The 21,799-nt window shown below is 71.4% G+C and carries 22 protein-coding genes and 1 pseudogene; 15 read left to right on the top strand and 8 right to left on the bottom strand.

Annotation, left to right across the window (positions count from 1 at the left end; all coding sequences use genetic code 11):
• Positions 1–267 precede the first annotated feature (267 nt).
• From SPR02S_RS28755 to SPR02S_RS28725, 6 genes are all read left to right on the top strand, one after another.
• Positions 268–1,143 (top strand): glycerophosphodiester phosphodiesterase, encoded by an 876-nt coding sequence (locus SPR02S_RS28755; RefSeq protein WP_019060478.1) that lies wholly within the window; start codon positions 268–270, stop codon positions 1,141–1,143.
• Between the two features lie 45 nt (positions 1,144–1,188).
• The gene (locus SPR02S_RS28750) at positions 1,189–1,743 is read left to right on the top strand and encodes a methylated-DNA--[protein]-cysteine S-methyltransferase (protein WP_019060477.1); all 555 of its coding nucleotides are present in this window, start codon (positions 1,189–1,191) and stop codon (positions 1,741–1,743) included.
• A 165-nt stretch (positions 1,744–1,908) separates the two neighbouring features.
• Positions 1,909–3,219: an MFS transporter gene (locus tag SPR02S_RS28740; protein ID WP_043258568.1), complete on the top strand. Its 1,311-nt coding sequence runs from the start codon at positions 1,909–1,911 to the stop codon at positions 3,217–3,219.
• 67 nt (positions 3,220–3,286) lie between these two features.
• Complete coding sequence (fdhA, locus tag SPR02S_RS28735) at positions 3,287–4,519, top strand: formaldehyde dehydrogenase, glutathione-independent (RefSeq protein WP_019060474.1); 1,233 nt, start codon at positions 3,287–3,289, stop codon at positions 4,517–4,519.
• A gap of 137 nt (positions 4,520–4,656) precedes the next feature.
• The gene (locus SPR02S_RS28730) at positions 4,657–5,568 is read left to right on the top strand and encodes a pseudouridine-5'-phosphate glycosidase (protein WP_019060473.1); all 912 of its coding nucleotides are present in this window, start codon (positions 4,657–4,659) and stop codon (positions 5,566–5,568) included.
• Positions 5,565–6,479, top strand: a complete 915-nt coding sequence (locus SPR02S_RS28725) for a carbohydrate kinase family protein (RefSeq protein ID WP_019060472.1) — start codon at positions 5,565–5,567, stop codon at positions 6,477–6,479. The genes SPR02S_RS28730 and SPR02S_RS28725 overlap by 4 nt, the downstream gene beginning before the upstream one ends.
• 150 nt (positions 6,480–6,629) lie before the next feature.
• Here the strand turns inward: SPR02S_RS28725 and SPR02S_RS28720 are convergent, their stop codons facing one another.
• A complete protein-coding gene (locus SPR02S_RS28720) occupies positions 6,630–7,424 on the bottom strand; it encodes a methyltransferase domain-containing protein (protein ID WP_019060471.1) in 795 nt (264 codons plus the stop codon).
• A 249-nt stretch (positions 7,425–7,673) separates the two neighbouring features.
• Between SPR02S_RS28720 and corA the strand changes: the two genes are divergently transcribed.
• Entirely contained in the window at positions 7,674–8,801 is a 1,128-nt protein-coding gene (gene corA / locus SPR02S_RS28715; RefSeq protein WP_019060470.1) for a magnesium/cobalt transporter CorA, read from the top strand.
• 48 nt (positions 8,802–8,849) lie between these two features.
• Here the strand turns inward: corA and SPR02S_RS28710 are convergent, their stop codons facing one another.
• The 3 genes from SPR02S_RS28710 to SPR02S_RS28700 all read right to left on the bottom strand — a co-directional run bounded on the left by SPR02S_RS28710 (position 8,850) and on the right by SPR02S_RS28700 (position 10,532).
• Positions 8,850–9,278, bottom strand: coding sequence for a CBS domain-containing protein (locus SPR02S_RS28710; protein WP_019060469.1), 429 nt, complete (start codon positions 9,276–9,278; stop codon positions 8,850–8,852).
• A gap of 175 nt (positions 9,279–9,453) precedes the next feature.
• The gene (locus SPR02S_RS28705) at positions 9,454–10,095 is read right to left on the bottom strand and encodes a nucleoside/nucleotide kinase family protein (protein ID WP_174447568.1); all 642 of its coding nucleotides are present in this window, start codon (positions 10,093–10,095) and stop codon (positions 9,454–9,456) included.
• 17 nt (positions 10,096–10,112) lie between these two features.
• Complete coding sequence (locus tag SPR02S_RS28700; RefSeq protein WP_019060467.1) at positions 10,113–10,532, bottom strand: winged helix-turn-helix transcriptional regulator; 420 nt, start codon at positions 10,530–10,532, stop codon at positions 10,113–10,115.
• Between the two features lie 99 nt (positions 10,533–10,631).
• On the opposite strand from SPR02S_RS28700, the gene SPR02S_RS28695 reads away from it, so the two are divergent.
• From SPR02S_RS28695 to SPR02S_RS28680, 4 genes are all read left to right on the top strand, one after another.
• Positions 10,632–11,324, top strand: a complete 693-nt coding sequence (locus tag SPR02S_RS28695; RefSeq protein ID WP_019060466.1) for an NAD(P)-dependent oxidoreductase — start codon at positions 10,632–10,634, stop codon at positions 11,322–11,324.
• A gap of 44 nt (positions 11,325–11,368) precedes the next feature.
• Positions 11,369–12,103, top strand: coding sequence for a DUF2293 domain-containing protein (locus SPR02S_RS28690; protein ID WP_086021667.1), 735 nt, complete (start codon positions 11,369–11,371; stop codon positions 12,101–12,103).
• 190 nt (positions 12,104–12,293) lie between these two features.
• The gene (locus tag SPR02S_RS28685) at positions 12,294–12,773 is read left to right on the top strand and encodes an anthrone oxygenase family protein (protein ID WP_019060464.1); all 480 of its coding nucleotides are present in this window, start codon (positions 12,294–12,296) and stop codon (positions 12,771–12,773) included.
• A 179-nt stretch (positions 12,774–12,952) separates the two neighbouring features.
• Complete coding sequence (locus SPR02S_RS28680) at positions 12,953–14,440, top strand: glutamate synthase subunit beta (RefSeq protein WP_026150940.1); 1,488 nt, start codon at positions 12,953–12,955, stop codon at positions 14,438–14,440.
• A 9-nt stretch (positions 14,441–14,449) separates the two neighbouring features.
• Here SPR02S_RS28680 and SPR02S_RS28675 read toward each other — a convergent pair whose 3' ends face one another.
• The gene (locus SPR02S_RS28675; RefSeq protein ID WP_019060462.1) at positions 14,450–14,959 is read right to left on the bottom strand and encodes a carboxymuconolactone decarboxylase family protein; all 510 of its coding nucleotides are present in this window, start codon (positions 14,957–14,959) and stop codon (positions 14,450–14,452) included.
• 46 nt (positions 14,960–15,005) lie between these two features.
• Between SPR02S_RS28675 and pdxR the strand changes: the two genes are divergently transcribed.
• The 3 genes from pdxR to SPR02S_RS28660 all read left to right on the top strand — a co-directional run bounded on the left by pdxR (position 15,006) and on the right by SPR02S_RS28660 (position 18,644).
• Positions 15,006–16,469 (top strand): MocR-like pyridoxine biosynthesis transcription factor PdxR, encoded by a 1,464-nt coding sequence (gene pdxR, locus SPR02S_RS28670; protein WP_019060461.1) that lies wholly within the window; start codon positions 15,006–15,008, stop codon positions 16,467–16,469.
• Positions 16,470–16,801: 332 nt separating this feature from the next.
• Positions 16,802–17,878: a PEP/pyruvate-binding domain-containing protein gene (locus SPR02S_RS60535; RefSeq protein ID WP_078623022.1), complete on the top strand. Its 1,077-nt coding sequence runs from the start codon at positions 16,802–16,804 to the stop codon at positions 17,876–17,878.
• A gap of 64 nt (positions 17,879–17,942) precedes the next feature.
• On the top strand, positions 17,943–18,644 hold the full coding sequence (locus tag SPR02S_RS28660) for a protein-tyrosine phosphatase family protein (RefSeq protein WP_026150939.1): 702 nt from the start codon (positions 17,943–17,945) through the stop codon (positions 18,642–18,644).
• An 18-nt stretch (positions 18,645–18,662) separates the two neighbouring features.
• Here the strand turns inward: SPR02S_RS28660 and SPR02S_RS28655 are convergent, their stop codons facing one another.
• From SPR02S_RS28655 to SPR02S_RS28645, 3 genes are all read right to left on the bottom strand, one after another.
• Positions 18,663–19,466 carry an SAM-dependent methyltransferase gene (locus SPR02S_RS28655; RefSeq protein ID WP_019060459.1) on the bottom strand — a complete coding sequence of 268 codons (804 nt, stop codon included), beginning with the start codon at positions 19,464–19,466 and terminating at the stop codon, positions 18,663–18,665.
• A gap of 92 nt (positions 19,467–19,558) precedes the next feature.
• Complete coding sequence (locus SPR02S_RS28650; RefSeq protein ID WP_019060458.1) at positions 19,559–19,813, bottom strand: DUF397 domain-containing protein; 255 nt, start codon at positions 19,811–19,813, stop codon at positions 19,559–19,561.
• Positions 19,814–20,674 (bottom strand): Sco1979 family transcriptional regulator, encoded by an 861-nt coding sequence (locus SPR02S_RS28645; RefSeq protein WP_019060457.1) that lies wholly within the window; start codon positions 20,672–20,674, stop codon positions 19,814–19,816.
• Positions 20,675–21,026: 352 nt separating this feature from the next.
• Here SPR02S_RS28645 and SPR02S_RS60530 point away from each other — a divergent pair.
• Positions 21,027–21,635: pseudogene (locus SPR02S_RS60530) on the top strand (ATP-binding protein); the annotation flags it as partial.
• Positions 21,636–21,799 lie beyond the last annotated feature (164 nt).

The following is a 21,799-nucleotide window of genomic DNA, read 5'->3' as shown; positions in this document are numbered from 1 at the left end:
CTTCCGCCCTGTTCCGTTCCGGAATTCCTGAAACGCGCCCAGCCCCGGGACCGCGGGAACGGTCAGGGTCGACGCAGAGAGTATGACCCCCACCGGAATGGTCGAACGATTTTCCGGCAAAGAAACACGGCCCTGCCCCAGTTGTGCGGCACCGGTGAGCGGACTTGGGCAACACCATCCATTCTGTGTCCATCCTGTACCCCACGGGTAGTGACGTTCCGCTGCCATCCTTGAGCTGTATGTGATCGCTCGATGCGAGGAGTACGCATGCACCTGCGCGCAGTTGCCGCCTCGACCACCGCGCTCCTGGGGGCCGCCGCCCTTCTGCTCCCCTCCCCCGCCGCCAGGGCCGGCGACGCCGCCCAGTGGCCGACGGTCGTGGCCCACCGAGGTGCGTCCTCCTATGCGCCCGAAAACACCCTGGCCTCCATCGACAAGGCGGCCGGGCTCGGCTTCCGGTGGGTCGAGAACGATGTCCAGCGCACCAAGGACGGTGAGCTCGTCGTCATCCACGACGACAGCCTCAAGCGCACCACCGACGTCCAGAAGGTGTTCCCCCATCGAGCCCCTTGGAAGGTGAAGGACTTCACCGCCGCCGAGATCGCGCGCCTCGACGCGGGAAGCTGGTTCGGCCCCGCGTACACAGGCACGCGCGTGCCCACTCTCACGCAGTACATGCGTGAGGTGGAGCACAACCAGCAGAGCCTGCTCCTGGAGATCAAGAACCCGGAGCTGTACCCCGGCATCGAGCAGCAGACCCTCAAGCTCCTGGGCAACGAGGGGTGGCTGGACCCGGGGCACCTCGACGGCCGGCTGATCGTGCAGAGCTTCAGCGCGGAGAGCATCCGGATCGTGCACGACCTGAAGCCCGCCATCAGGACCGCCTTCCTCGGCACGCCCCCCGTGTCCGCCCTGCAGGAGTACGCCGCCTACACCGACCTGATCAACCCGTCGTACGGCTCGATCTCCCTCGGCTACGTCTCCGCCGTGCACGGGCACACGGGCCCGCACGGCCGTCCGATGGAGGTGTACGCCTGGACGGTCGACGACGCGCCCACGGCGTGGAAGGTCGCCGGGTACGGAGTGGACGGGCTCATCACCAACAAGCCGGACGTGGTGCGGTCCGCGCTGAACGGGTTCTGAGGCCGCTCGCGGGGCGTTGTCAGTGCCGGGTCGTACGGTGGGCGCATGGACAGCCAAGGGCAGAACGAGCAGCGGGTCGTGTGGACCGTCGTCGGCACCGACATCGGTCCGCTGCTGCTGGCCGCGACACAGGACGGCCTGGTCAATGTCGTGTTCCACGCCACGGACGCGGTGCGCGACAAGACCCTGGACCGACTGGCGACCCGACTGGGCACCGAGCCCGTCGAGGCGCCCGACTCCCCCTTGCTCGCCGAGGCGATACGTCAGTTCGAGGCCTATTTCGCCGGTGATCGGCGTGACTTCGAGCTGTCGCTCGACTGGTCCCTGATCTCCGGCTTCAACCGGCAGGTGCTGCGCGAGCTGGCGTCCGGTGTGCCGTACGGCTCGGTCGTCGGGTACGGCGATCTGGCCGGGCGCGTCGGTCAGCCGCGGGCGGCCCAGGCGGTGGGGGTGGCGATGGGGTCCAATCCGCTGCCGGTCGTCGTGCCGTGCCATCGGGTCGTCGAGAGCGACGGCGGCATCGGCGGGTTCGGGGGCGGCCTGGAGACGAAGAGGAAGCTGCTGGCGCTGGAGGGGGTGCTGCCCGAGCCGTTGTTCTGAGGGCTCGGGCAGACGGGGAGACAGGGGGATGGCTTTGCTGGGGACGACGGCTGTGCTGGTGAGGAACGGCTTCACTTACGCGTGCGGTCGCAGCGGCTTCACGCACGCGTGCGGTCACAGCGGTTTCACGTACGCGTGCGACCGCAGTGTCATCGGGTGCGCGCCGTGACCGCCGTCGAGGGGCGGGGCACAGTGCCCGTCGCGGCCGACCAACTACCCGCTCTGCGGCGCCGGGTGTCCGGTGTGCTGATCACGACCCAGATCCTGGGCGGGCTCGGCGTCGCCACCGGGATCGCGCTGGCCGCCGTCCTGGCCAAGCACGTCAGTGGGACCGAGTCGCTGTCCGGGCTGGCGCCCACGGCGACCGTGACGGGGACTGCGGTGCTGTCGATGCCGTTCGCGGCGCTGATGACGGCGCGCGGGCGGCGTCCCGGGCTGGTCCTCGGGTATCTGGTCGGGGCGCTGGGAGCCGGTGTCGTGGTGCTCGCGGCGAGCATCGGGAGCTTTCCGCTGCTGCTGTGCGGCATGGCCGGGTTCGGGGCGGCCTCGTCGGCGAATCTGCAGTCCCGGTTCGCCGCCGCCGATCTGGCCGAGCCGGAGCAGCGGGCCCGGGCCATCTCCCATGTCGTGTGGGCGACGACGATAGGGGCGGTTCTCGGACCCAACATCGCCGCACCCGCGGGCCGTAGCGTCTCCGGGCTCGGGATACCCGCGGCGGCCGGGCCCTTTCTCTGGGCGGGCGGGATCTTCCTGGTCGCCGCGGTCGTGGTCGGCGTACTGCTGCGGCCCGATCCGCTGTTGACGGCCCGGGCGCTCGCGCCGGTCGAGGACCGGTCGCCTGCCGCGCGGTCGCTGCGGGCCGGGTTCGCGGCGGTGGCTGCCTCGCCGCGGGCGCGGCTGGCGCTGGTGACGGTGGCCGTGGTGCACACGGCGATGGTGTCGGTGATGGCGATGACGCCGGTCGAATTGGGGCACCACGGGGCGAGCATCGATCTGGTCGGGCTGGTGATCAGCGGGCACATCGCGGGGATGTACGCGTTCTCACCGCTGATGGGGAGGTTGTCCGACCGGGTCGGGCGGCTGTCCGGGATAGGGCTCGCGGTGGGGCTGCTGGCCTGTGCCGCGTTCCTCGCCGGTACGGCGGGCGGGAGTCACGGGCGGATCGCGCTGGGGTTGTTCGTGCTGGGCCTGGGCTGGTCGGCGGGGCTCGTCTCCGGCTCGGCGCTGCTCACGGACTCGGTGCCGCAGCCCGCGCGTGCCGCCGCGCAGGGGCTGTCCGACCTCACCATGAACACCTCGGCGGGCATCGGCGGGGCGGTGGCCGGACTGGTGGTCGCGGAGGCGAGCTACGGCTGGCTGAATCTCACCGCCGCCTGCCTGCTGATACCCCTGGCCGCGCTGGCGCTGTTCACCCGCTCCCGGAAATGCCCGGTTTCCGATGCCTCGCGAAGGGTGGCCGGGAAGCCGAGCCGGTAGCAGACTCCGCCATGCGCACAGCCACTGGCATCCCGGGGGATCGGAGCCGAAGGGACGGCGAACACGCATGAGTGGAAGCGGAAACAGGGCAGTCGCGTATCTCAAGCCGGGAGCGGTCGAGGTCAGGACCATCGACTACCCGACGCTTGAACTGCAGGACGGGCCGGGAGTCGCCCAGGCCAACGTCGGCCGCAAGGTCCGGCACGGGGTGATCCTGAAGGTGCTCGCCAGCAACATCTGTGGCAGCGACCAGCACATGGTGCGCGGTCGGACGACCGCGCCCGAAGGGCTGGTCCTCGGACACGAGATCACCGGAGAGGTCGTCGAACGGGGTCCGGACGTCGAGTTCATCGACGTGGGCGACATCGTCTCCGTACCGTTCAACATCGCCTGCGGGCGGTGCCGCAACTGCAAGGAACGCAAGACCGGCATCTGCCTGAACGTCAACCCGGCCCGCCCCGGGGCGGCTTACGGCTATGTCGACATGGGCGGCTGGGTCGGCGGTCAGGCCGAGTACGCCATGGTCCCGTACGCGGACTTCAACCTGCTGAAGTTCCCGGACCGGGACGAGGCACGCGAGAAGCTGCTCGATCTGACCATGCTGTCGGACATCTTCCCGACCGGTTTCCACGGCGCGGTCACCGCGGGCGCCGGAGTCGGGTCCACGGTGTACGTCGCCGGGGCGGGTCCGGTCGGACTGGCCGCGGCCGCGTCCGCGCAGCTGCTGGGCGCCGCGGTCGTCATCGTCGGCGACCTGAACGCCGAACGCCTGGGCCAGGCAAGGAGTTTCGGCTGCGAGACCGTCGACGTCTCACGCGGCGACATCGGGGAGCAGATCGCCGAGATCCTCGGCGAGCCCGAGGTGGACGCGGCGGTCGACGCGGTCGGCTTCGAGGCACGGGCACACGGCCCGAACGCCCCGGAGGCGCCGGCGACCGTCCTCAACTCGCTGATGGGCGTCACGCGCGCGGGCGGTGCCCTGGGCATCCCCGGGCTGTATGTCACCGCTGACCCCGGTGGGGTCGACGAGGACGCGAAGAGCGGCACCCTGAAGGTGCGGCTCGGGCTCGGCTGGGCCAAGAGCCACGCGTTCACGACCGGTCAGTGCCCGGTGATGACGTACCACCGGAGTCTGATGATGGCGATCCTGCACGGGCGCGTGCACATCGCGAAGGCGGTCAACGCGACCCCGATCGCGCTGGAGGACGCACCGCGCGGCTACGCCGAGTTCGACCAGGGCGCCAGCCGCAAGTACGTGCTCGATCCGCACGGGACGCTGGCGGGCGTGAGCCCGGTCTGATCCGGCGGACAGGGGGCCACGCACGTGTGGCCCCCTTTTTCCACGTCGCCCGCTGGTGGTGTCTCCCACAGTCCGCGAGGGTTTGACCAGGCCCGGCACCCGCCAGGGATGAGGGAAGACCGAACGACAGGAGGCGCGTGGTGCTGGTGGTGTCCGAGGAAGTACGCGAGGCGATCGACGCGCGTCGACCCGTGGTGGCCCTGGAGTCGACGATCATCGCGCACGGGCTGCCGCGCCCGCGCAATCTGCAGGTGGCGCTGGAGCTGGAGGCGGCGGTACGGCAGGAGGGTGCCGTCCCCGCGACGATCGCGGTGCTGGACGGGCGGCCTCATGTCGGCCTGGACAAGGAGCAGTTGGAGCGGGTCGCCAACGAGGACGGGATCCGCAAGCTGGGCCATCGCGACCTGCCGCTCGCGGTGGCGGCGGGGGCCAGCGGGGCGACTACCGTGTCGGCGACGGCGCTGCTCGCGGCGCGGGCTGGCATCCGGGTGTTCGCGACCGGGGGGCTCGGCGGGGTGCACCGGGAGTGGACGGTGACCCAGGACGAGTCCGCCGACCTGGGGCTGCTGGCGTCCACCCGGATCACGGTGGTGTGCGCGGGCGTGAAGTCGATCCTGGACGTGCCGGCGACCCTGCAACGCCTGGAGACGCTCGGCGTGGCGGTCGCCGGGTACGGCACGGACCGCTTTCCCGGCTTCTACCTCTCCGACTCGGGCTACCCCGTGGAGTGGACGCTGGAGACCCCCGAGCAGGTCGCGGCCGTGATGCGGGCGCAGGACGCGCTCGACGCCCCGGAATCGACGCTGATCGTCGCCAACCCCGTGCCCGAGGAGGAGCAGTTGGATCCCGAGCTGCACGCGCGTGTGCTCGCCGACGCGCTGCACGCGTGCGAGGCGGAGGGCATCACCGGGCAGGCGGTCACCCCGTTCCTGCTCGGCTACCTGGTGGAGCACACCGACGGTGCCTCGCTGAGCGCCAACCTGGCGGCCGTGCGCGGCAACGTACGGCTGGCGGGACGCATCGCGGCGGCCTGGGCCGAGGAGGCGTGACGACCGAGGCGAACGGCGCCCTACTGGTCGTCGGGGACGTCGTCACGGACGTCGTCGCCCGGCACCGGGGGCCGCTCGCCCCGGGCACCGACACCGCCGCCGCGATCCGCACCCTGCCGGGCGGCGCGGGCGCCAACGTGGCCTGCTGGGCGGCCCATTGGGGCTGTGCGGACGTACGGCTGCTCGGTCGCGTGGGTGCGGACGCGGCGGCGTGGCACGAGCGGGAACTGGTCGCCTCCGGGGTGCAGCCCCGTCTCGTCGTCGATCCGGAGGCGGCTACGGGGACGGTGATCTGCCTGGTCGACACGGGGGCGGCGGCCGAGCGGACGTTCCTCACCGACAGCGGCGCGGCCCTGCGGTTCGATCCCGACGACTGGTCGGACTCGCTGCTCGACGGCGTCGTACGGCTGCATCTGTCAGGCTATCTGCTGTTCTCCGAGCCGAGCCGGGCGTTGGCGGCCACGGCGGTGGAGTCGGCACGCGCGCGTGGGGTGCCGGTGAGTTTGGATCCGGCCTCGGCGGGGTTCCTGGTGGAGCTGGGCGTGGACCGCTTCCTGGCGCTCGTCGAGGGCGTCGACGTGCTGCTGCCGAGCCGTGACGAGGCGTGTCTGCTCACGGGGTTGCCCGATCCGGCGGACGCGGCGGCCAAGTTGAGCCGCCATGTCCCCCTCGTGATCACCAAGCAGGGCGCCGAGGGAGCCCTGGTGGCCCACTCCGGCACGATCCACGCACGCGTACCGGCCAAGTCGGCTGTTCCCCTCGACACCACGGGCGCGGGGGACGCCTTCACGGGGGCGTTCCTCGCGTCGCTGCTGGCGGGCGCCGATCCGGAGGAGGCGGCGCGGGAGGGGTGCCGGGCGGGGGCGCGGGCGGTGGAACGGGTGGGAGGGCGACCGCCGGTGCGGGAGTGAGGGGGGCTCGCGTCGGGCCCCCGGTCAACTGTGGTGGGCGGAGGGGGAGTTGTACGGGGAGGGCGGCCGCCGGTGTCGGACGGCGACTCCCCTGCCCGGCACCGGCCCCGCCGAAAAACCGCCACCACTCCCTCAACTCCCGCCCACGGCCTACGCCTTCCGCCCCCACGCCGAGATCATCGGAGCCGTCGCCAGGTCCATCGTGCCGGAGGCGACGTTGGCCAGGTGGCGGTCGATGTCCTCGTCCGTGGCCAGGCCCGCGGTGACGAGTTGGTCGCGGATCTGGCGGACCGTGGCGGATTCCAGAGCGGCGCAGGCCGGTGAGGTGACCGGGAAGTACGCGTCGGCCTCCACGCGGCGCAGGCCGGCCTCGCGGAGCAGGCGCGGGAGGCGGCGGCCGTAGGAGAGGTCGGCGCCGCGGTCGGCGAGGAGCTTGCGGAAGCCGTGGCGGAGGTGGTTCGCGAGTTGTTGCTCGGGGCCGTGTTCGTCGGGGCAGAGCAGGGGCTGGAGGGCGGGGTCGGCGTCCTCGATGAGGAGGCGTCCGCCGGAGCGCAGGGACTTGATCATCGAGTGCAACGCCCGTTCCCGGTCCGGGACATGGACGAGTACGAGTCGGGCGTGCACGAGGTCGAAGCCCTCCCCCGGTGGTTCCTCGGCGCCCACGTCATGGACGCGCACCTCGACCGGTGGGCGGCCGGCCGAGGCGACCTGGGAGGTGTCGATGTCGGTCGCCACGACCTTCCCCGTCGGCCCGACCTTCTTGGCCAGCCAGGACACCACCGAGGTGCCGCCGACGCCGACCTCCCAGACGCGCCAGCCGGGTCCGACGCCGAACCCCTCAAGGTGCCGGAACGTCGTGGGGTCGAAGAGCGTGGCGAAGGCGTCGAAGCGCTGTCCCGCCTCGGACTGCCGGTTGTCGAGGAGATACCCGTCGGATCGCGTCATGCCGCGATCATCCCAGTTGCTCCGGTTGTCGACAGGGGGCGACGCTCCGGTTGTCGGGAGGGGCGAGGCTCCGGCCCACCGCACCCCTGTCGCGGCCCTGCACCGGTTCGTCCACGGCTTCATCCACAGCCGGGAACAAAGCGGAGGATTCCGTTCCCACAGGCTTACCCGCGGCTCACGTCGGCCTGGCAAACTGGCACGCCAAGGCGCAGAAATGCGATGCGAGGGGATCCACGCAAGGAGTTCCGGATGTCCATGGCAGGGAATCTTCGGAAGGTCACGGGCCTGGGCAGGGTCGGCGGCCTCCGCAAGGTGGCACGGCTGGCCCGCCGGCACCCGCGGGTCGACCTGAGCCACCACGCCCGGTCACCGCTGGGCTCCTCGGTGGTGAAGTGCGTCACGTATCAGGACGGCACCCGCGTCCCGGTCGCCGGCGACCTGGTGGACACCGTCGAGCGGGTGCGCAAGAAGGAGGACGGCTTCGTCTGGCTCGGCCTGCACGAGCCGACGAACGAGGAGTTCGCGGGCATCGCCGAGCTCTTCGACCTTCACCCGCTGGCGGTCGAGGACGCGATCGAGGCCCATCAGCGCCCGAAGGTGGAGCGCTACGGCGAGACGCTGTTCGCGGTGTTCAAGACGGTCTGCTACGTCGAGCACGAGAAGCTGACCGCGACGAGCGAGGTCGTGGACACCGGCGAGATCATGGTGTTCGTCGGCGCCGAGTTCGTCATCACGGTGCGGCACGGGCGGCACGGCTCGCTGGGGCCGCTGCGCGAGGAGTTGGAGTCGAACCCGCGACAGCTCGCGAAGGGACCGGCCGCGGTGCTGCACGCGATCGCGGACCATGTGGTCGACGACTACCTGAGCGTCACGGACTCCGTGCAGGCGGACATCGACCAGGTGGAGACGGACGTGTTCGCGGAGAACGGCGCGCGGGCGGACCCGGGCCGTATCTACCAACTGAAGCGTGAACTCCTGGAGTTGAAGCGGGCGGTCGTCCCCCTGAGCCGCCCGCTGGAGGAGCTCGCCACCCGGCCGATGCGGGTGATCGGACCGGAGATACAGGCCTACTTCCGGGACGTCTCCGACCATCTGCTGCGGGCGAAGGAGCAGATCGCGTCCTTCGACGAACTCCTCAACTCGATTCTGCAGGCGCACCTCGCCCAGGTGACGGTCGCGCAGAACGAGGACATGCGGAAGATCACGGCGTGGGCCGCGGTGATCGCCGTACCGACGATGGTGTGCGGTGTGTACGGCATGAACTTCGACCACATGCCGGAACTGCACTGGCGGTACGGCTATCCCCTGGTCATAGGCGTGATATTCGTGTCCTGTCTGGTGCTCTACCGGGGCTTCCGGCGCAACGGCTGGCTCTGAGCGTCAGCCGCTGAACCGGAACCGTCCGGTGGTTCGACGCATGTCGGCTCACCGCATGCCGCTCCGGGCGTAGACGCTCTCGACCCAGCCGGCGAGCTGTTCCTCCGTCAGATGCTGGGCGAGGTCGGCCTCGCTGATCATGCCCACGAGGCGTTTGTTCTCGATGACGGGAAGCCGGCGGATCTGGTGTCCCTGCATCTCCTGGAGCACCTCGCCGACATCGGCGCCGGAGTCGATCCAGCGGGGTGTGCCCTGGGCCATCTCGCCGGCGGTGATCTTGGCCGGGTCGTGGCCCATGGCCACACAGCCGACGACTATGTCCCGGTCGGTGAGGATGCCGCAGAGCCGTTCGTTCTCGTCGCTGATGGGCAGGGCTCCGACGCCCAGTTCGCGCATCAGCTGGGCGGCGCGGTCCAGGGTCTCGTGCGCGGGGATCCACTGGGCGCCCCGGTGCATGATGTCTCCGGCGGTGGTCATGAAGTACCTCCCGGTGCCGGACGGCCGGCGCGGCACAGAACGTTCCGCTAGTCCCGGCGCCCTACATTCTCGCCGCGCGACGGGGTGAACGCACCCGGACGGTCACGACTTCCGGTTGCCGGACTCGGTGGGCCCGCGCCACCCCGGGTCCCGCGGGACTCACCGAGTCCGTGGCTCAGCCGTTCCACGCCGGATGGCGCGGATCGTCGGCGCGTACCAGGACGTCCGCCGTGCCGGCCGGGTCGGTCTCGTCCTCGTAGCGCTCGAAAGCAGGCAGGGTCCAGTGCTCGGTCTCGGGGGTACGGCGGCGCAGGGCGCCCGGTGAGAGGAGGACGTGGACGGTCAGGTCGAAGGGGAACCAGTGTCGAAGGAGGAGGGGGCCGTGCAGCAACAGGACGGCGCCGGGCGGGAGTTGGATGTAGGGGCTGCGGGTGGCGCGGTCGGCGACCGGGTCCCACAGGTCGGGCAGGACGCGGCCGTCGCCGTCCGGTTCGAGCGGGCCGAAGACCTCGCGCCACAGGGCACGGGTGTCGAACCAGCCGTCGTAGTACGCCTCGACGTCCTGGCGCCCGTACTCCAGCCGCAGCGAGGCGGGCCGCAGGAACCCCTCGGTGCCGACGACGAGCGAGGGACGGCCGCGTATCCGCAACGCCTCCGAGACACGCTCGGCGAGGTCCCCCGGACGGGCCGCCGGGGCACCGTCGAGGGCGACGCGCATCCAGGGACTGCCGTCGGCCGGCTTCAGGTCGAGCAGACGCTCGGCGAGATGGTCGCCGAGCCGGTCCCAGGTGATCGCTTCCAGTCGCACAGGGCCCATGATGCGCCAGGCGCCGGTCAGGGCGCGTCGCGCCGGTGGTTCCTGCGGGCGGCGAGGAGGTGCGGGAGGTGGGTCTCGCTCCAGGCGCGGGCCGCGTCGAGCAGAGGGATGAGGCTGCGGCCGAGGGGAGTGAGCGCGTATTCGACGCGCGGCGGGTTCTCGTCGTACGGCCTTCTGGTCAGCAGGCCGTCGCGTTCCATGGCGCGCAGGGTTTCGCTGAGGACCTTGGGGGTGACGGCCCTGAGTGGTGCGCGGAGTTCGGTGAACCGGCGCGGGCCGCCTTCGAGACAGCGGACGATCATGCCGGTCCACTTGTCGCCGACCCGGAAGGGCATCGCGGAGGAGGGACAGACAGGGTCGAACATGTCGGGGTCGAGCGGTTCCTGCCGTAGGGCGTTCCGTACGGCGTCCCCTACGGCGTCCGTCGCGTCGGTCATGCGTCGAGGCTAGCGCCGATACCGTTGAAGTAACCGGGCCCCGGGTGTCTAACGTCCAGGTCGGGCGGCGAACGACGCTGCCGGACAAGGGGGTTGGGCATGGGCGGGATCGTCGTCTTCGGCGCCGGGGGCCGGGCTGGGCGGGCGGTGACGGCAGAGGCGCTCGGGCGTGGGCACGAGGTGACGGCCGTGGTGCGGGATCCGACGCGGTACGCGGACCTCGCCGCGGAGGGCGTCTCGGTCGTACGGGGTGATGTGACCGAGATCGGGTCGGTGCGGGAGCTCGCGGGCGGGGCGGTCGGTGCCGTGCACGCGGTGTCGCCGTTCAGCGGGCCCGAGCGGGGTTTCGACTCGCTCGATCCCGGCTTCTTCGTCAAGGCGGCGGACGCGCTGCTGGAGGGGCTGGCCTCGGCAGGGGTACCGCGACTCGTCGCCGTCGGGCTGTTCGCGGACCTCCTCGGGGCGGACGGGCGGCCGGTGATGGACGACCCCTCTGCGTTTCCGCCCGCGATCAGGCCGTTCGCGCTGGCCCACACGGCCGGTCTGCGGCGCCTGCGGGAGGCGGGCGAGGACACGGCGGTGGACTGGGTGATGCTCACGCCGGGCGGTGGACTGGAGCAGGACGCCCCGCGTACCGGGCGCCAGCGGCTGGGCGGCGAGCGGATGCCGGAGGGGGCGCCCGGGCTGTCGTACGCGGATCTGGCCGTGGCGGTGCTCGACGAGATCGAGACGCCGACCCGGCACCGGACGCGCGTGTCGGTGTTCGTTCCGCGTGGGGTGCGGAGGGCGTAGGAGAGACAGGGGAGATGCGCCCGGCAGAAGGGAATACCTCTCGTATGTCTCGTACGGCAGCGCTCGTGACTCCACCCGCCCACCGGGGACCGCTCGTTGTTCAGCCGCTCAGGAAGCGGCACTGTGCCGAGTGCCGGCGGGGGCCGTTGCCGTTGGTGGTCGTCGAGGGTGGGGTGCCGCGGTGTCTGGACTGCGCGGATCTCGGGCATCTGGTGTTCCTGCCGCGCGGGGACACGGCGTTGACGCGCAGGGCGCGGGAGGAGAGTGGGCTGTCGGCGGTGGTGGTGCGGTTGGAACGGCGGCGGGGCCGGTACGAGCGGCAGGGCGTTCTCGTCGAGGAGGCGGGGCTCGCGCGTGCCGAGGAGCGGTGTCTGGCGGACGCGGAGGCGCGGCGGCGGCGCCGGGTGCGGGACGCGGCGCGGCGGGCCGCGGAGGACGTGCGGTTCGCGGAGGCGTTCGCGGCGGAGATACGACGGCTGTTCCCCGGCTGCCCCGAGGCGCGGGCCCGGGCCGTCGCCGCGCATGCCTCGGCGCGGGGCAGCGGGCGGGTGGGGCGGAGTGCGGCGGGGCGGGCGTTGTCGGAGGGGGCGGTGGTCTCGGCGGTGGCGGCATCCGTACGGCATGTGGACACGCCCTACGACCAGTTGCTGATGAGTGGGGTGCCACGACATGAAGCGCGGCGGCGGATCTCGGTGGGGGTGGAGAGGGTTCTCCAGGGCTGGCGGGAGGACGGGGTTCTGGCGGAGGCAGCGGCCAGGGTGGAGAGGGACGCAGGGTGAGGGGATGGCGGGTGAGGGGATGGCGGCCCTACGGGTCAGTCCCACGCGCCACCCCCGGAGGGCCCCGTGGACGTCCGCTTATGCCCCGGCGATTCTCGGCCATGGTGACCCGGTCAGGGGCGGGATCGACTTGTCCCGGTGGTCGGTGGTGGGCAGGATCTCGGCTCTACGGGCGGGAGTTGGTGTCGGCATGATCGGTGAACCGTATGTCACCCTGACGGTTCTGGGGGTGCTCGTGACCGGGGTGATGGCCGGGGTGTTCTGTGCCTTCTCCGTGCTGGTCATGCGAGGGCTGGCCGAGTTGCCGCCCGCGCAGGGGGTCGCCGCGATGAACGCGATCAACACGGCGGCGATGACGCCCGTCTTCATGGTGCTGTTCGCCGGTTCCGCGGTGCTGTGCGCGGTGATCGCGGTGGTGACGTTCGTGCTGTGGCCGGATCAGGGCACCGTGGAGCTGCTGCTGGGGAGCGCGCTGTATCTGTTCGGGGCGTTCGGGCTGACCCTCGTCGCGAACGTGCCCCGCAACGAAGCGCTGCTCAAGCTGGACCCGGGGACACCGGAGGCCGCCGCGTACTGGCCGACGTACCTACGCGAGTGGACGATGTGGAACCACGTCCGCGCGGGTGCCTCGGCCGCCGCCGCGCTGGTGTACATGCTGGCTCTCACCTGAGAGAAACCACATGATCACCTGAGCGAAGGCTGGTGAGGGCCCGCGGAGCCGCCCACGGGACCGCTTGAGAAAGCCGTCTCGTCCCACTCTGCACGCCCGGCCCGGGGGCCTTATCGTGGCTGAAAGAGTGCCGCCCGATGACGCACGGCCTGTCGTACGCGGACGCAAGGAAGACGGCCATGGCGGATCCCAAGGGTTTTATGACCACCCCGCGCGAAGAGTGGCCCCGCAGGCCGGTCGAGGAGCGGGTGCGGGACTGGGACGAGGTGTACGTCCCGGGCGCGCTGCTGCCGATCGTCAGCAGACAGGCCGACCGGTGCATGGACTGCGGTGTCCCGTTCTGCCACGACGCCTGTCCGCTCGGGAACCTGATCCCCGAGTGGAACGATCTGGTCAGTCGGGACGACTGGCGGGCGGCGGCCGACCGGCTGCACGCCACCAACAACTTCCCCGAGTTCACCGGGCGGTTGTGCCCGGCGCCGTGCGAGGCGGGGTGCGTGCTCGCCATCAACCAGCCCGCCGTCACCATCAAGAACGTCGAGGTGGCCATCGCCGACCGCGCCTGGAGCGACGGTTTCGCGCCACCGAGACCGCCGGACCGATTGTCCGGGCGGACCGTCGCGGTGATCGGCTCCGGGCCCACCGGCCTCGCCGCGGCACAGCAGTTGACGCGGGCCGGGCACACGGTCGCCGTGTACGAGCGCGACGACCGGCTCGGCGGCCTGATGCGGTACGGCATCCCCGAGTTCAAGATGGAGAAACGGCATCTCGAACGGCGGCTGGAGCAGATGCGCGCCGAGGGCACCAAGTTCCGTACGTCGACGACGGTCGGGCGGGACATCGGGGCGGCCGACCTACGGGCGCGCTACGACGCCGTGGTGATCGCCACGGGAGCGACGGCCTGGCGTGAACTGGACGTGCCGGGACGGGAGTTGACCGGCATCCACCAGGCGATGGAGTACCTGCCGCTGGCCAACCGGGTGTGCGAGGGGGACTTGACCGAGTCCCCGGTCTCCGCCGCCGGGAAGCATGTCGTGATCGTGGGCGGCGGTGACACGGGGGCCGATTGCCTCGGTACCGCGGTGCGTGAAGGGGCCGCGTCCGTCACGCAGTTGGACATCTACGCCCAGCCGGACACCGAGCGCGACGAGGACGCGGAGCCCTGGCCGACGTATCCGAAGATCTATCGGCTGTCGGCCGCGCACGAGGAGGCGCGGGACTTGGAGACGGCTCCGGCGGCGGACGCGGACGCGCGGCTGTTCTCGGCGTCGACACTCCACTTCGAGGGTGACGGGGACGGGCACGTGCGGTCCTTGTACCTGGTCGAAGTCGACGCGCAGCGGCGGCCGTTGGACGGTTCCGGGCGCAGCCTGCCCGCCGATCTCGTACTGCTCGCCCTCGGGTTCTCCGGGCCCGACCGGGACGACGGACTCATCGATCAGCTGCGGCTGGCGATGGCACCGCGCGGCACGATCACCCGGGACGCGGACTTCGCGACCAGTGCGCGCGGGGTGTTCGTCGCCGGGGACGCGGCGCGGGGGCAGTCGCTGATCGTGTGGGCGATCGCGGAGGGGCGGGCGGTGGCGGCGGCCGTCGACCGATATCTGACGGGGAGTTCCCAACTCCCGGCCCCCATCGGGCCGTACGACCGCCCGATGGTGGTGTGAACCGGCGGCTCAGCGGCGCTGGTCCGTGCCCGCCACCTTCGCGGTCGACAGGGCCACCCTGTTCCAGGTGTTGATGGTGAGGATCAGGGCGAGGACGTGGGCCAGTTCCCGCTCGTCGAAGTGGGCCGCCGCCTGCGCGTAGACGTCGTCCGGGACACCGCCGTCGGCCACCAGGGTCACCGCCTCCGTGAGGGCGAGGGCGGCCTGTTCGCGCTCCGTGAAGAAGTGCCGGGCCTCGCGCCACACGGCGACCATGTGCAGCCGGTCCTCGCTCTCGCCGGCCTTGCGGGCGTCGTTCGTGTGCATGTGCAGGCAGTACGCGCAGTGGTTGAGGTGCGAGGCGCGGATCTGGATCAGCTCGACCAGGGCCGGGTCGATGCCCTCGCGGGCGGCGGCGTCGAAGCCGATGAGGGCGCGGAAGACCTTCGGGGCGGCCTTCGCGAGGTCGATGCGGGCCGCCGTGGCACTGACATCAGCGTGCGTGGTCGTCGCCTCGTTTGTCGTCGTGTTCGTCGTCATGTGATGAATCTACGAGCCGGAAAGACCCACTGTAGGGTGCATTTCCATGGCGAAATCGTGGGTCAATTCCGCGGAGCGGATCGGCGCCGATCTGCATCTGGAGCTGTCCGGGAGCGGTGGACGGCGGGCCGCGCTCATCGACGCGCTGCGGGCGGCCGTGCGCGGCGGGCGGCTCGCCCCGGGCACCCGGCTGCCGCCGTACCGCTCGCTCGCCGAGGACCTGGGGGTCGCCCGCAACACGGTCGCGGACGCGTACGCGGAACTCGTCGCGGAGGGCTGGCTGACCGCGCGCCAGGGCTCGGGCACCCGGGTGGCCGAGAGAGCTCGGCCGCTGCGGGCGCAGCCGATGCGACACGCCGTGAAAGGCCCGGTTACGGCACCTCCACGCGCGCGTGCGCCCCGGCACGACCTCCGTCAGGGCACGCCCGACGCGTCGGCGTTCCCGCGTGCGGCCTGGCTCGCGTCCTACCGGCGGGCGCTCCAGCAGGCACCGGACGAGGTGTTCGGGCCCGGCGACCCGGCCGGCCGGGTCGAGTTGCGGGAGGCGCTCACGGAGTATCTGGCACGCGTGCGTGGCGTACGGACCGCACCCGACCGGATCGTGATCTGCTCCGGCTTCGCGCACGGGCTGCGGCTGCTGTTCGGCCAGGGCGGCGGCGGGCCGTTGCGCGGACCGCTGGCCGTGGAGTCGTACGGACTCGGCTTCCACCGGGAGTTGCTGCGGACGGCCGGCGTCCGGACCGTGCCGCTGCCGGTCGACGAACACGGCGCGTGCGTCGAGGAGTTGACGAGGGAGCGGGCCGTACTGCTCACACCCGCGCACCAGTTCCCGACCGGCGGCCCCCTGCACGCCGAGCGCAGGACCGCCGTCGTCGACTGGGCACGCGCGCAGGGCGGGGTGGTCCTGGAGGACGACTACGACGGGGAGTTCCGCTACGACCGCAAACCCGTCGGGGCGCTCCAGGGGCTCGACCCGGAGCGGGTGATCCTCCTCGGCTCGGTCAGCAAGAGCCTGTCGCCCGCGCTGCGCCTGGGCTGGATGGTGCTGCCGGAGCGGTACGTCGAGGGCGTGCTCACGACCAAGGGCGAACGCGAGGCCTGGGCGAGCGTCCTCGACCAGCTGAGCCTCGCCGACCTCATCGTGTCGGGGTCCTACGACCGTCATGTGCGGCGGATGCGGCAGCGGTACCGGAGCCGCCGTGACCGTCTCGTGGCGGCGCTCGCCGCGCGGGCCCCGCACATCGAGGTCACCGGGGTCGCGGCGGGCCTGCACGCGGTGCTGCGGCTGCCGCCCGGCACGGAGCGCACCGCCCTCAAGGCCGCCGCGTGGCAGGGCGTCGCGCTGGACGGGCTCGCCGACTTCCGGCATCCGGAAGCGGCGACTGCGGACCAGGACGGCCTGGTCGTGGGGTACGCGACGCCCTCGGAGGCCGCGTTCGCAGCCGCGTTGGAGGCGCTGTGCGAGGTGCTCCCGCCGGACGGGTCGGCGGGAGTCCCTGCCGCCGGATGAGCGGTCGCACTCCCCCGCGCGCGCCTAAAGACTCTCGCCTAAGGACCCACACCTAAGGACTCGCGCCTAGGGAGGAGACGGGACGTACTGCGCAGGTACGAGCCGCCCGGCCCGTTCTCCTCCCGGCTCACGAAATCCCCCCGCGGCGGGCCGGAAAGTGTCTTCCGGTCGCCGCAGAACCGAACGCCGGTGGGATCATCGGCGTAGGAGGCGAGTCGTGGTCGACCCGGGGTGGGTCGGGCGCCGCGCGCCCCCATCCTTCGTTCCGTCGTCAGGCGCAGGGCCACCCCCGCGCGTCCCCCCCTGTTGGCGGTCGGTCCTGGAGGGTGTTGATGACGACGCTCGACGAACGTCATGGCGAGGGCGCGCGGGAAGCGGCGGGGGCGTACCGCCCGGACGCCGCCGTCCCCCTCGATCAACTCACCGCGACAGAGCCCCTGTTCGCCGGCTCCAAGGCGGCGAACCTCGCCCGTGCGGCCCGTGCCGGACTGCCGGTGCTTCCCGGGTTCGTGATCCCGGAGGGCGCGGGCGACGACCCCGCCACCCTGCGCCGCGCCTGGCGGGACCTCTCCGATTCCGGCGCGCTGCCCCTCGTCGTACGGTCCTCCTCGCCGCAGGAGGACACCGAACTGTCTTCTCTGGCCGGGCAGTTCGCCTCTGTGCTCGATGTACGCGGCTGGTCCGCCTTCGCTACGGCCGTGCGGACCGTGCTCGATTCGGCGCACCGGCCCGACGGGTCCATCGCGCCGATGGCGGTGCTGGTGCAGCCGATGCCGGCGGCGCGGGTCGGCGGGGTGATGTTCGGTGCCGATCCCGTGGAGGGGCGGGCCGACCGGATGCTGGTGAGCGCGGTGCGCGGCGGTCCTGACACTCTGGTCAGCGGTGAACAGGCCGGTACCAACTACTGGTTGAGCCGACGGGGACGGCTGCTGCGCACCGAACCGCCGACCGCCGACGCGCTGCTCACCCGCTCCGAACTACGGCGGCTGGCCCGGCGTACCAAGGGCCGCGCCGCCCGGATGGCCGTCGTCGGTGTCGTCGGAGCCGCGCTGCTCGCCGCGCTCGTCGTGGGGCTCGCCGATCTCACCCAGACCCGGGAACAGAGCGCAAGCGGCTCCGAGGCGACCTCGGTACTCGTCCAAGTCGACGTGCAGGGCGCGGACATGACCGTCGAACGGCAGGCGCTCGCCGCGCAGCAGGTCTGGGAGCGCTGCCGTGACTCCACCTCCGTGCCGTTGAACCACGCCACGCTCGGCAGCCTCGGCGACGGCATGTTCGCCGGGGTCGTGCGGCCCGCGCTCGCCGAACACGACCGTATGCGGCTGCGCGGCTGCCTGGAGGACGCGGCCCTCGACCGCGCCCACCTCACGGTGATGGGCATGGGCGACACGGACGCGGACGACGACTGACCCCACCCGCAATCCGGACGCACGATGCCAAGGCGCCCCCGTCCCCGAGCACCCCGGGTCGCCCATGGCAACCGTTCCCGCACCCGCTCCCTCACCCCAACTCCGCCTGCCCAGACGCGCGATGAGGCTGCTCCTCGCCGTCACCCTCGGCTATGTCGCCCTATGGGCCACCGGCGCGCTGGGCATCCTCGCGTTGTCGTACTGGGCGCGCGAGGAGACCCCGCCACCTCCGGGGACCCGTACCGTGCAGGGCATCCACCACTTCCAACCCGTCGACACCGAGGGCAAGTTGTGGCGAGGTGCCGCTCCATCCCCCGGCGGCTACCGGGAGTTGGCCCGCCTCGGCTTCACCACGGTCGTGGATCTACGGGCCGAGGACCTGAGCGCGGCACAGCTCGCCGCACCGGGCAGGGCCGGGCTGGACGTCGTACGACTGCCCATCCGTGACGGGCAGACGCCAACTCCCGCACAGGTGGGGCGGTTTCTCGACGTCGTCGCGTCGGCGGGCGGGCCGGTGTTCGTGCACTGCGGTGCGGGGGTGGGCCGTACGGGAACGATGGCGGCGGCGTATCTCGTACGGACCGGGGAGGCGTCGTCGGCGCGGGCGGTCCGGCGGAATCTCGCCGTCGGACCGCCGTCGATCGAGCAGATCTACTACGCGCTGAGCCTCGGGCCGGGACCAGGCCCACCGGAGCAACCGCCGTTGCCGGTGGTCGCCGTCAGTCAGCTGGTGGACGCGCCGCGCCGCATGCTGTCGTGGTTCTGAAGCAGCGCGTCAGGGGCCTCAGGGCTTGCGGCCCACCGCCCCGTACCCCGGAATCACCCCGTCCTCCTGCCCCGGCACCACCTCGCCCAGCTCCGGATGCCACCGGTCGATCACCGCGACGCCCGGCTCGACCAGGTCGAGGCCGGTGAAGAAGCGGGCGAAGCCGGCGCGGGAGCGCAGTGCCAGGGTGATGCCCGCCGCCGTGAGCTTCTCGACCGCCGCCGTCGACTCCTCCGGGGTGAAGTCGGCGGTGGCGTGGGTCATCATCAGGTAGCTGCCGGTGGGGAGTTGGGACAGCAGGCCGTCGACCAGCTCGTGCGCGCCGTCCTCGTCGGGGACGAAGTGCAGCAGCGCGACGAGGGACAGGGCGACGGGCCGGGTGAAGTCGAGGACCGCTCGCGCGCCCTCGATGACGGCATCGGGCTCGCGCACGTCGGCCTGCAGATACGCGGTCGCACCCTCGGGTGTGCCGTGCAGCAGGGCCGCCGAATGGGCCAGCACGACCGGGTCGTTGTCGCAGTAGACGACACGTGCCTCGGGCGCGATGGCCTGCGCGACCTGGTGCAGGTTCGGCTCGGTCGGAATGCCCGTGCCGATGTCCAGGAACTGCCGTACGCCGTGCTCGGTGAGCCAGCGGGTGGCCCGGTGCATGAACGCGCGGTTGACACGTGCCATGACCGGCACCCTCGGGTCGAGGGCGAGCATCTGGCGGCCCATCTCCTCGTCGACGGGGTAGTTGTCCTTGCCGCCGAGATACCAGTCGTACATACGGGCGGGGTGGGGCCTGCTGGTGTCGATCCCGTCGGTGGGCCGCCCTGTCATGACGTGCTCCATAAGCCGTTACAGCAACATGTGCTCAAGTCAGTACCAAAATAAGGAGGTTGGGTAAGGAAAAAGCATTCAGCACAGGCCGGTCAGGAGAGCAGGAAATCCGCCTCGCCCGCTTTCGCTCCCTCGATGAAGGCCGTCATCTCGTCGGTCGTGTAGATCAGGGCCGGCCCGTCCGGGTCGGTGGACTGGCGGACGGCGATCCGGCCGTCGGCGAGCTTCATCGCCTCCAGGCAGTTGCCGCCGTTGCCGCCGCTCCACGGCTTGTGCCAGCCTTCGCTTCCCAAGTCCCGCGCGGGCATGCCGTTGTAGACGCTCATACGCGGCTTGATGCGATCCATTCACAGCTCCTTGCGGAGATCCCTGAGGATCTCCTTCGTGCGATGTGCCGTAGCGGCCTGCGCCGCCATGCGGTCCATGACCTCGAGATGGGTCGCCACCTCTTCGCGCGCGTCCAGATAGACGGCGCCGGTCAGGTACTCGCTGTAGACCATGTCCGGCAGTTCTGACATGGCAAATCGGAACAGCACGAAGGGCCCGAACGTGCCCGGGTGCGGCCCCGAGGAGAACGGGGCGACCTGCAGGGTCACATTGGGCAGCTTCGTGGCGTCGAGCAGTTTGTCGATCTGGGCACGCATCACCTCCGGGCCGCCGACCGGGCGGCGCAGGGCGGTCTCGTCCATGACGACCCAGAAGCGGGGCGCGTCGGGACGGGTGAGCAGGTCCTGGCGCTGCATGCGCAGCGCGACATGGCGCTCGATCTCGTCGGGCTCGGTCTGGCCGATGGCACCGGACTTCAGCACCCCGCGCGCGTAGTCCTCGGTCTGCAGCAGCCCGGGCACGAAGTGCGGTTCGTACGCCCGGATGAGCGCGGCCGCGCCCTCCAGACTGACGTGCATCGAGAACCAGCCGGGCAGGATGTCGTGGAAGCGCTGCCACCAGCCGGGCCGGTTGGCCTCCTCGGCGAGCTGGACGAAGGCCTCGGCCTCCTCGTCGGAGACGCCGTAGGACTTCAGGAGGAACTGGAGGTAGGGGATCTTGAGGGAGACCTCCGCCATCTCCATGCGGCGGACCGTGGCGGGTGCGACACGGAGGACGCGGGCGGCCTCCTCGCGCTTGAGCCCCGCGCGTTCCCGCAGGTCCAGCAGGCGCCGGCCGAGGACGACCTGGCCGACCGTCGGTGCGGACCGCGGCTCGCTCACGCTCCACCTCCACGAATGAGTACCGAGTACCGAGTACCGAGTGAGTGACGAGTTAAGTGCTGCGTAATGGGTTGAGTACTGACAGCGCATGCGTCCGTACAGCTCGGTGAAAGGGTTCTCCCGACCCGACGAACCGATCCCGGCCAGCCGTAACGATCCCGGCGAACCGAATCCTGACAGCCCTGCGGCGCCATTCGAAGACTCATTCGAAGATCGGGACAGACCTCCGGAGATCCCAACTGGCGCCGCGCGACTTTCTGTTGCGAGCAGTGTGCCACGACCGTGCAGAGCGTCATACGGCACTCTGCATTTTTCATAGTGACACTTGCCAAGTGTTCACGGCGGGGCGATAGTGGCAAGCGTGATTCCGTCCCCGCCCTTAGGAACAGACGCCGCCGCAGGCCGCCTCGGTCTCGGTGCCGCCGCGGGAGCCGTCCCTGGTGGGGCCGCTGCCGAGCGCCGGTTCCGGTTCGAGCTGGCCGCCCATCCGGGTTCCCCGGCCCAGGCGAGACGCCTGACGCGGGCCCGGCTGTCCGGCTGGTCCGTCTGCGAGGACACCTGCGACACGGCGGTACTGGTCGTCTCCGAGCTGGTCACCAACGCGATCGTGCACACCGCGAGCAGCCACATAGTCTGCGAGCTGCACGATGGCGACGACCTGGTGCGGATAGCTGTCCGTGACGAGGGCTGCGCTCCCGGCGAACCTCGCCCGTCCCCGCAGCGGCCGGATGAGGAGCACGGGAGGGGACTGCTTCTCATCGACGGGCTCTGCCGGGCCTGGGGCGCTCAGGAACACGGACCTGGCCTGTTGGTCTGGGCCGACCTGCCACGGCAGGCGGACCCGGCGCACGGCCACCACCCGGCCCCCGGCCTCGACAGTTCCGTACCGCGCAACGACCTGGGCTGGGGCGCACGACCCAAGCCGGGCTCGTCGGGCGGTTCGGGCGACGAGGACGAGGCGACGGCACACTTCGGGGCTTTCGAGGATCTGGGCGTTTTTCCGGGGCGGGGGCATGGGGGTGCCTCCGGCGGCTGGCATGGGGGTGCCGGCGACTTCGGAGGTCCGGATCTCGGCGGCTTCGGGGGCCGGGAGCACGAAACCGGAGGCGGCCCTGCTCGTGGTGG

The sequence above is a fragment of the Streptomyces prunicolor NBRC 13075 genome (assembly GCF_000367365.1).
GTDB lineage: Bacteria > Actinomycetota > Actinomycetes > Streptomycetales > Streptomycetaceae > Streptomyces > Streptomyces prunicolor.
Note: the sequence above shows the minus strand (reverse complement) of the source record. Positions and strands in the feature narration are given on the sequence as shown.

Coding starts and splice junctions, on each gene's coding strand:
- pdxR (WP_019060461.1), top strand. CDS start 15,006: ATGGCGAAATCGTGGGTCAATTCCGCGGAGCGGATCGGCGCCGATCTG.
- SPR02S_RS60535 (WP_078623022.1), top strand. CDS start 16,802: ATGACGACGCTCGACGAACGTCATGGCGAGGGCGCGCGGGAAGCGGCG.
- SPR02S_RS28650 (WP_019060458.1), bottom strand. CDS start 19,813: ATGGATCGCATCAAGCCGCGTATGAGCGTCTACAACGGCATGCCCGCG.
- SPR02S_RS28675 (WP_019060462.1), bottom strand. CDS start 14,959: ATGACGACGAACACGACGACAAACGAGGCGACGACCACGCACGCTGAT.
- fdhA (WP_019060474.1), top strand. CDS start 3,287: ATGAGTGGAAGCGGAAACAGGGCAGTCGCGTATCTCAAGCCGGGAGCG.
- SPR02S_RS28755 (WP_019060478.1), top strand. CDS start 268: ATGCACCTGCGCGCAGTTGCCGCCTCGACCACCGCGCTCCTGGGGGCC.
- SPR02S_RS28685 (WP_019060464.1), top strand. CDS start 12,294: ATGATCGGTGAACCGTATGTCACCCTGACGGTTCTGGGGGTGCTCGTG.
- corA (WP_019060470.1), top strand. CDS start 7,674: ATGTCCATGGCAGGGAATCTTCGGAAGGTCACGGGCCTGGGCAGGGTC.
- SPR02S_RS28710 (WP_019060469.1), bottom strand. CDS start 9,278: ATGACCACCGCCGGAGACATCATGCACCGGGGCGCCCAGTGGATCCCC.
- SPR02S_RS28695 (WP_019060466.1), top strand. CDS start 10,632: ATGGGCGGGATCGTCGTCTTCGGCGCCGGGGGCCGGGCTGGGCGGGCG.
- SPR02S_RS28700 (WP_019060467.1), bottom strand. CDS start 10,532: ATGACCGACGCGACGGACGCCGTAGGGGACGCCGTACGGAACGCCCTA.
- SPR02S_RS28690 (WP_086021667.1), top strand. CDS start 11,369: ATGTCTCGTACGGCAGCGCTCGTGACTCCACCCGCCCACCGGGGACCG.
- SPR02S_RS28655 (WP_019060459.1), bottom strand. CDS start 19,466: ATGACAGGGCGGCCCACCGACGGGATCGACACCAGCAGGCCCCACCCC.
- SPR02S_RS28680 (WP_026150940.1), top strand. CDS start 12,953: ATGGCGGATCCCAAGGGTTTTATGACCACCCCGCGCGAAGAGTGGCCC.
- SPR02S_RS28705 (WP_174447568.1), bottom strand. CDS start 10,095: ATGGGCCCTGTGCGACTGGAAGCGATCACCTGGGACCGGCTCGGCGAC.
- SPR02S_RS28720 (WP_019060471.1), bottom strand. CDS start 7,424: ATGACGCGATCCGACGGGTATCTCCTCGACAACCGGCAGTCCGAGGCG.
- SPR02S_RS28750 (WP_019060477.1), top strand. CDS start 1,189: ATGGACAGCCAAGGGCAGAACGAGCAGCGGGTCGTGTGGACCGTCGTC.
- SPR02S_RS28660 (WP_026150939.1), top strand. CDS start 17,943: ATGGCAACCGTTCCCGCACCCGCTCCCTCACCCCAACTCCGCCTGCCC.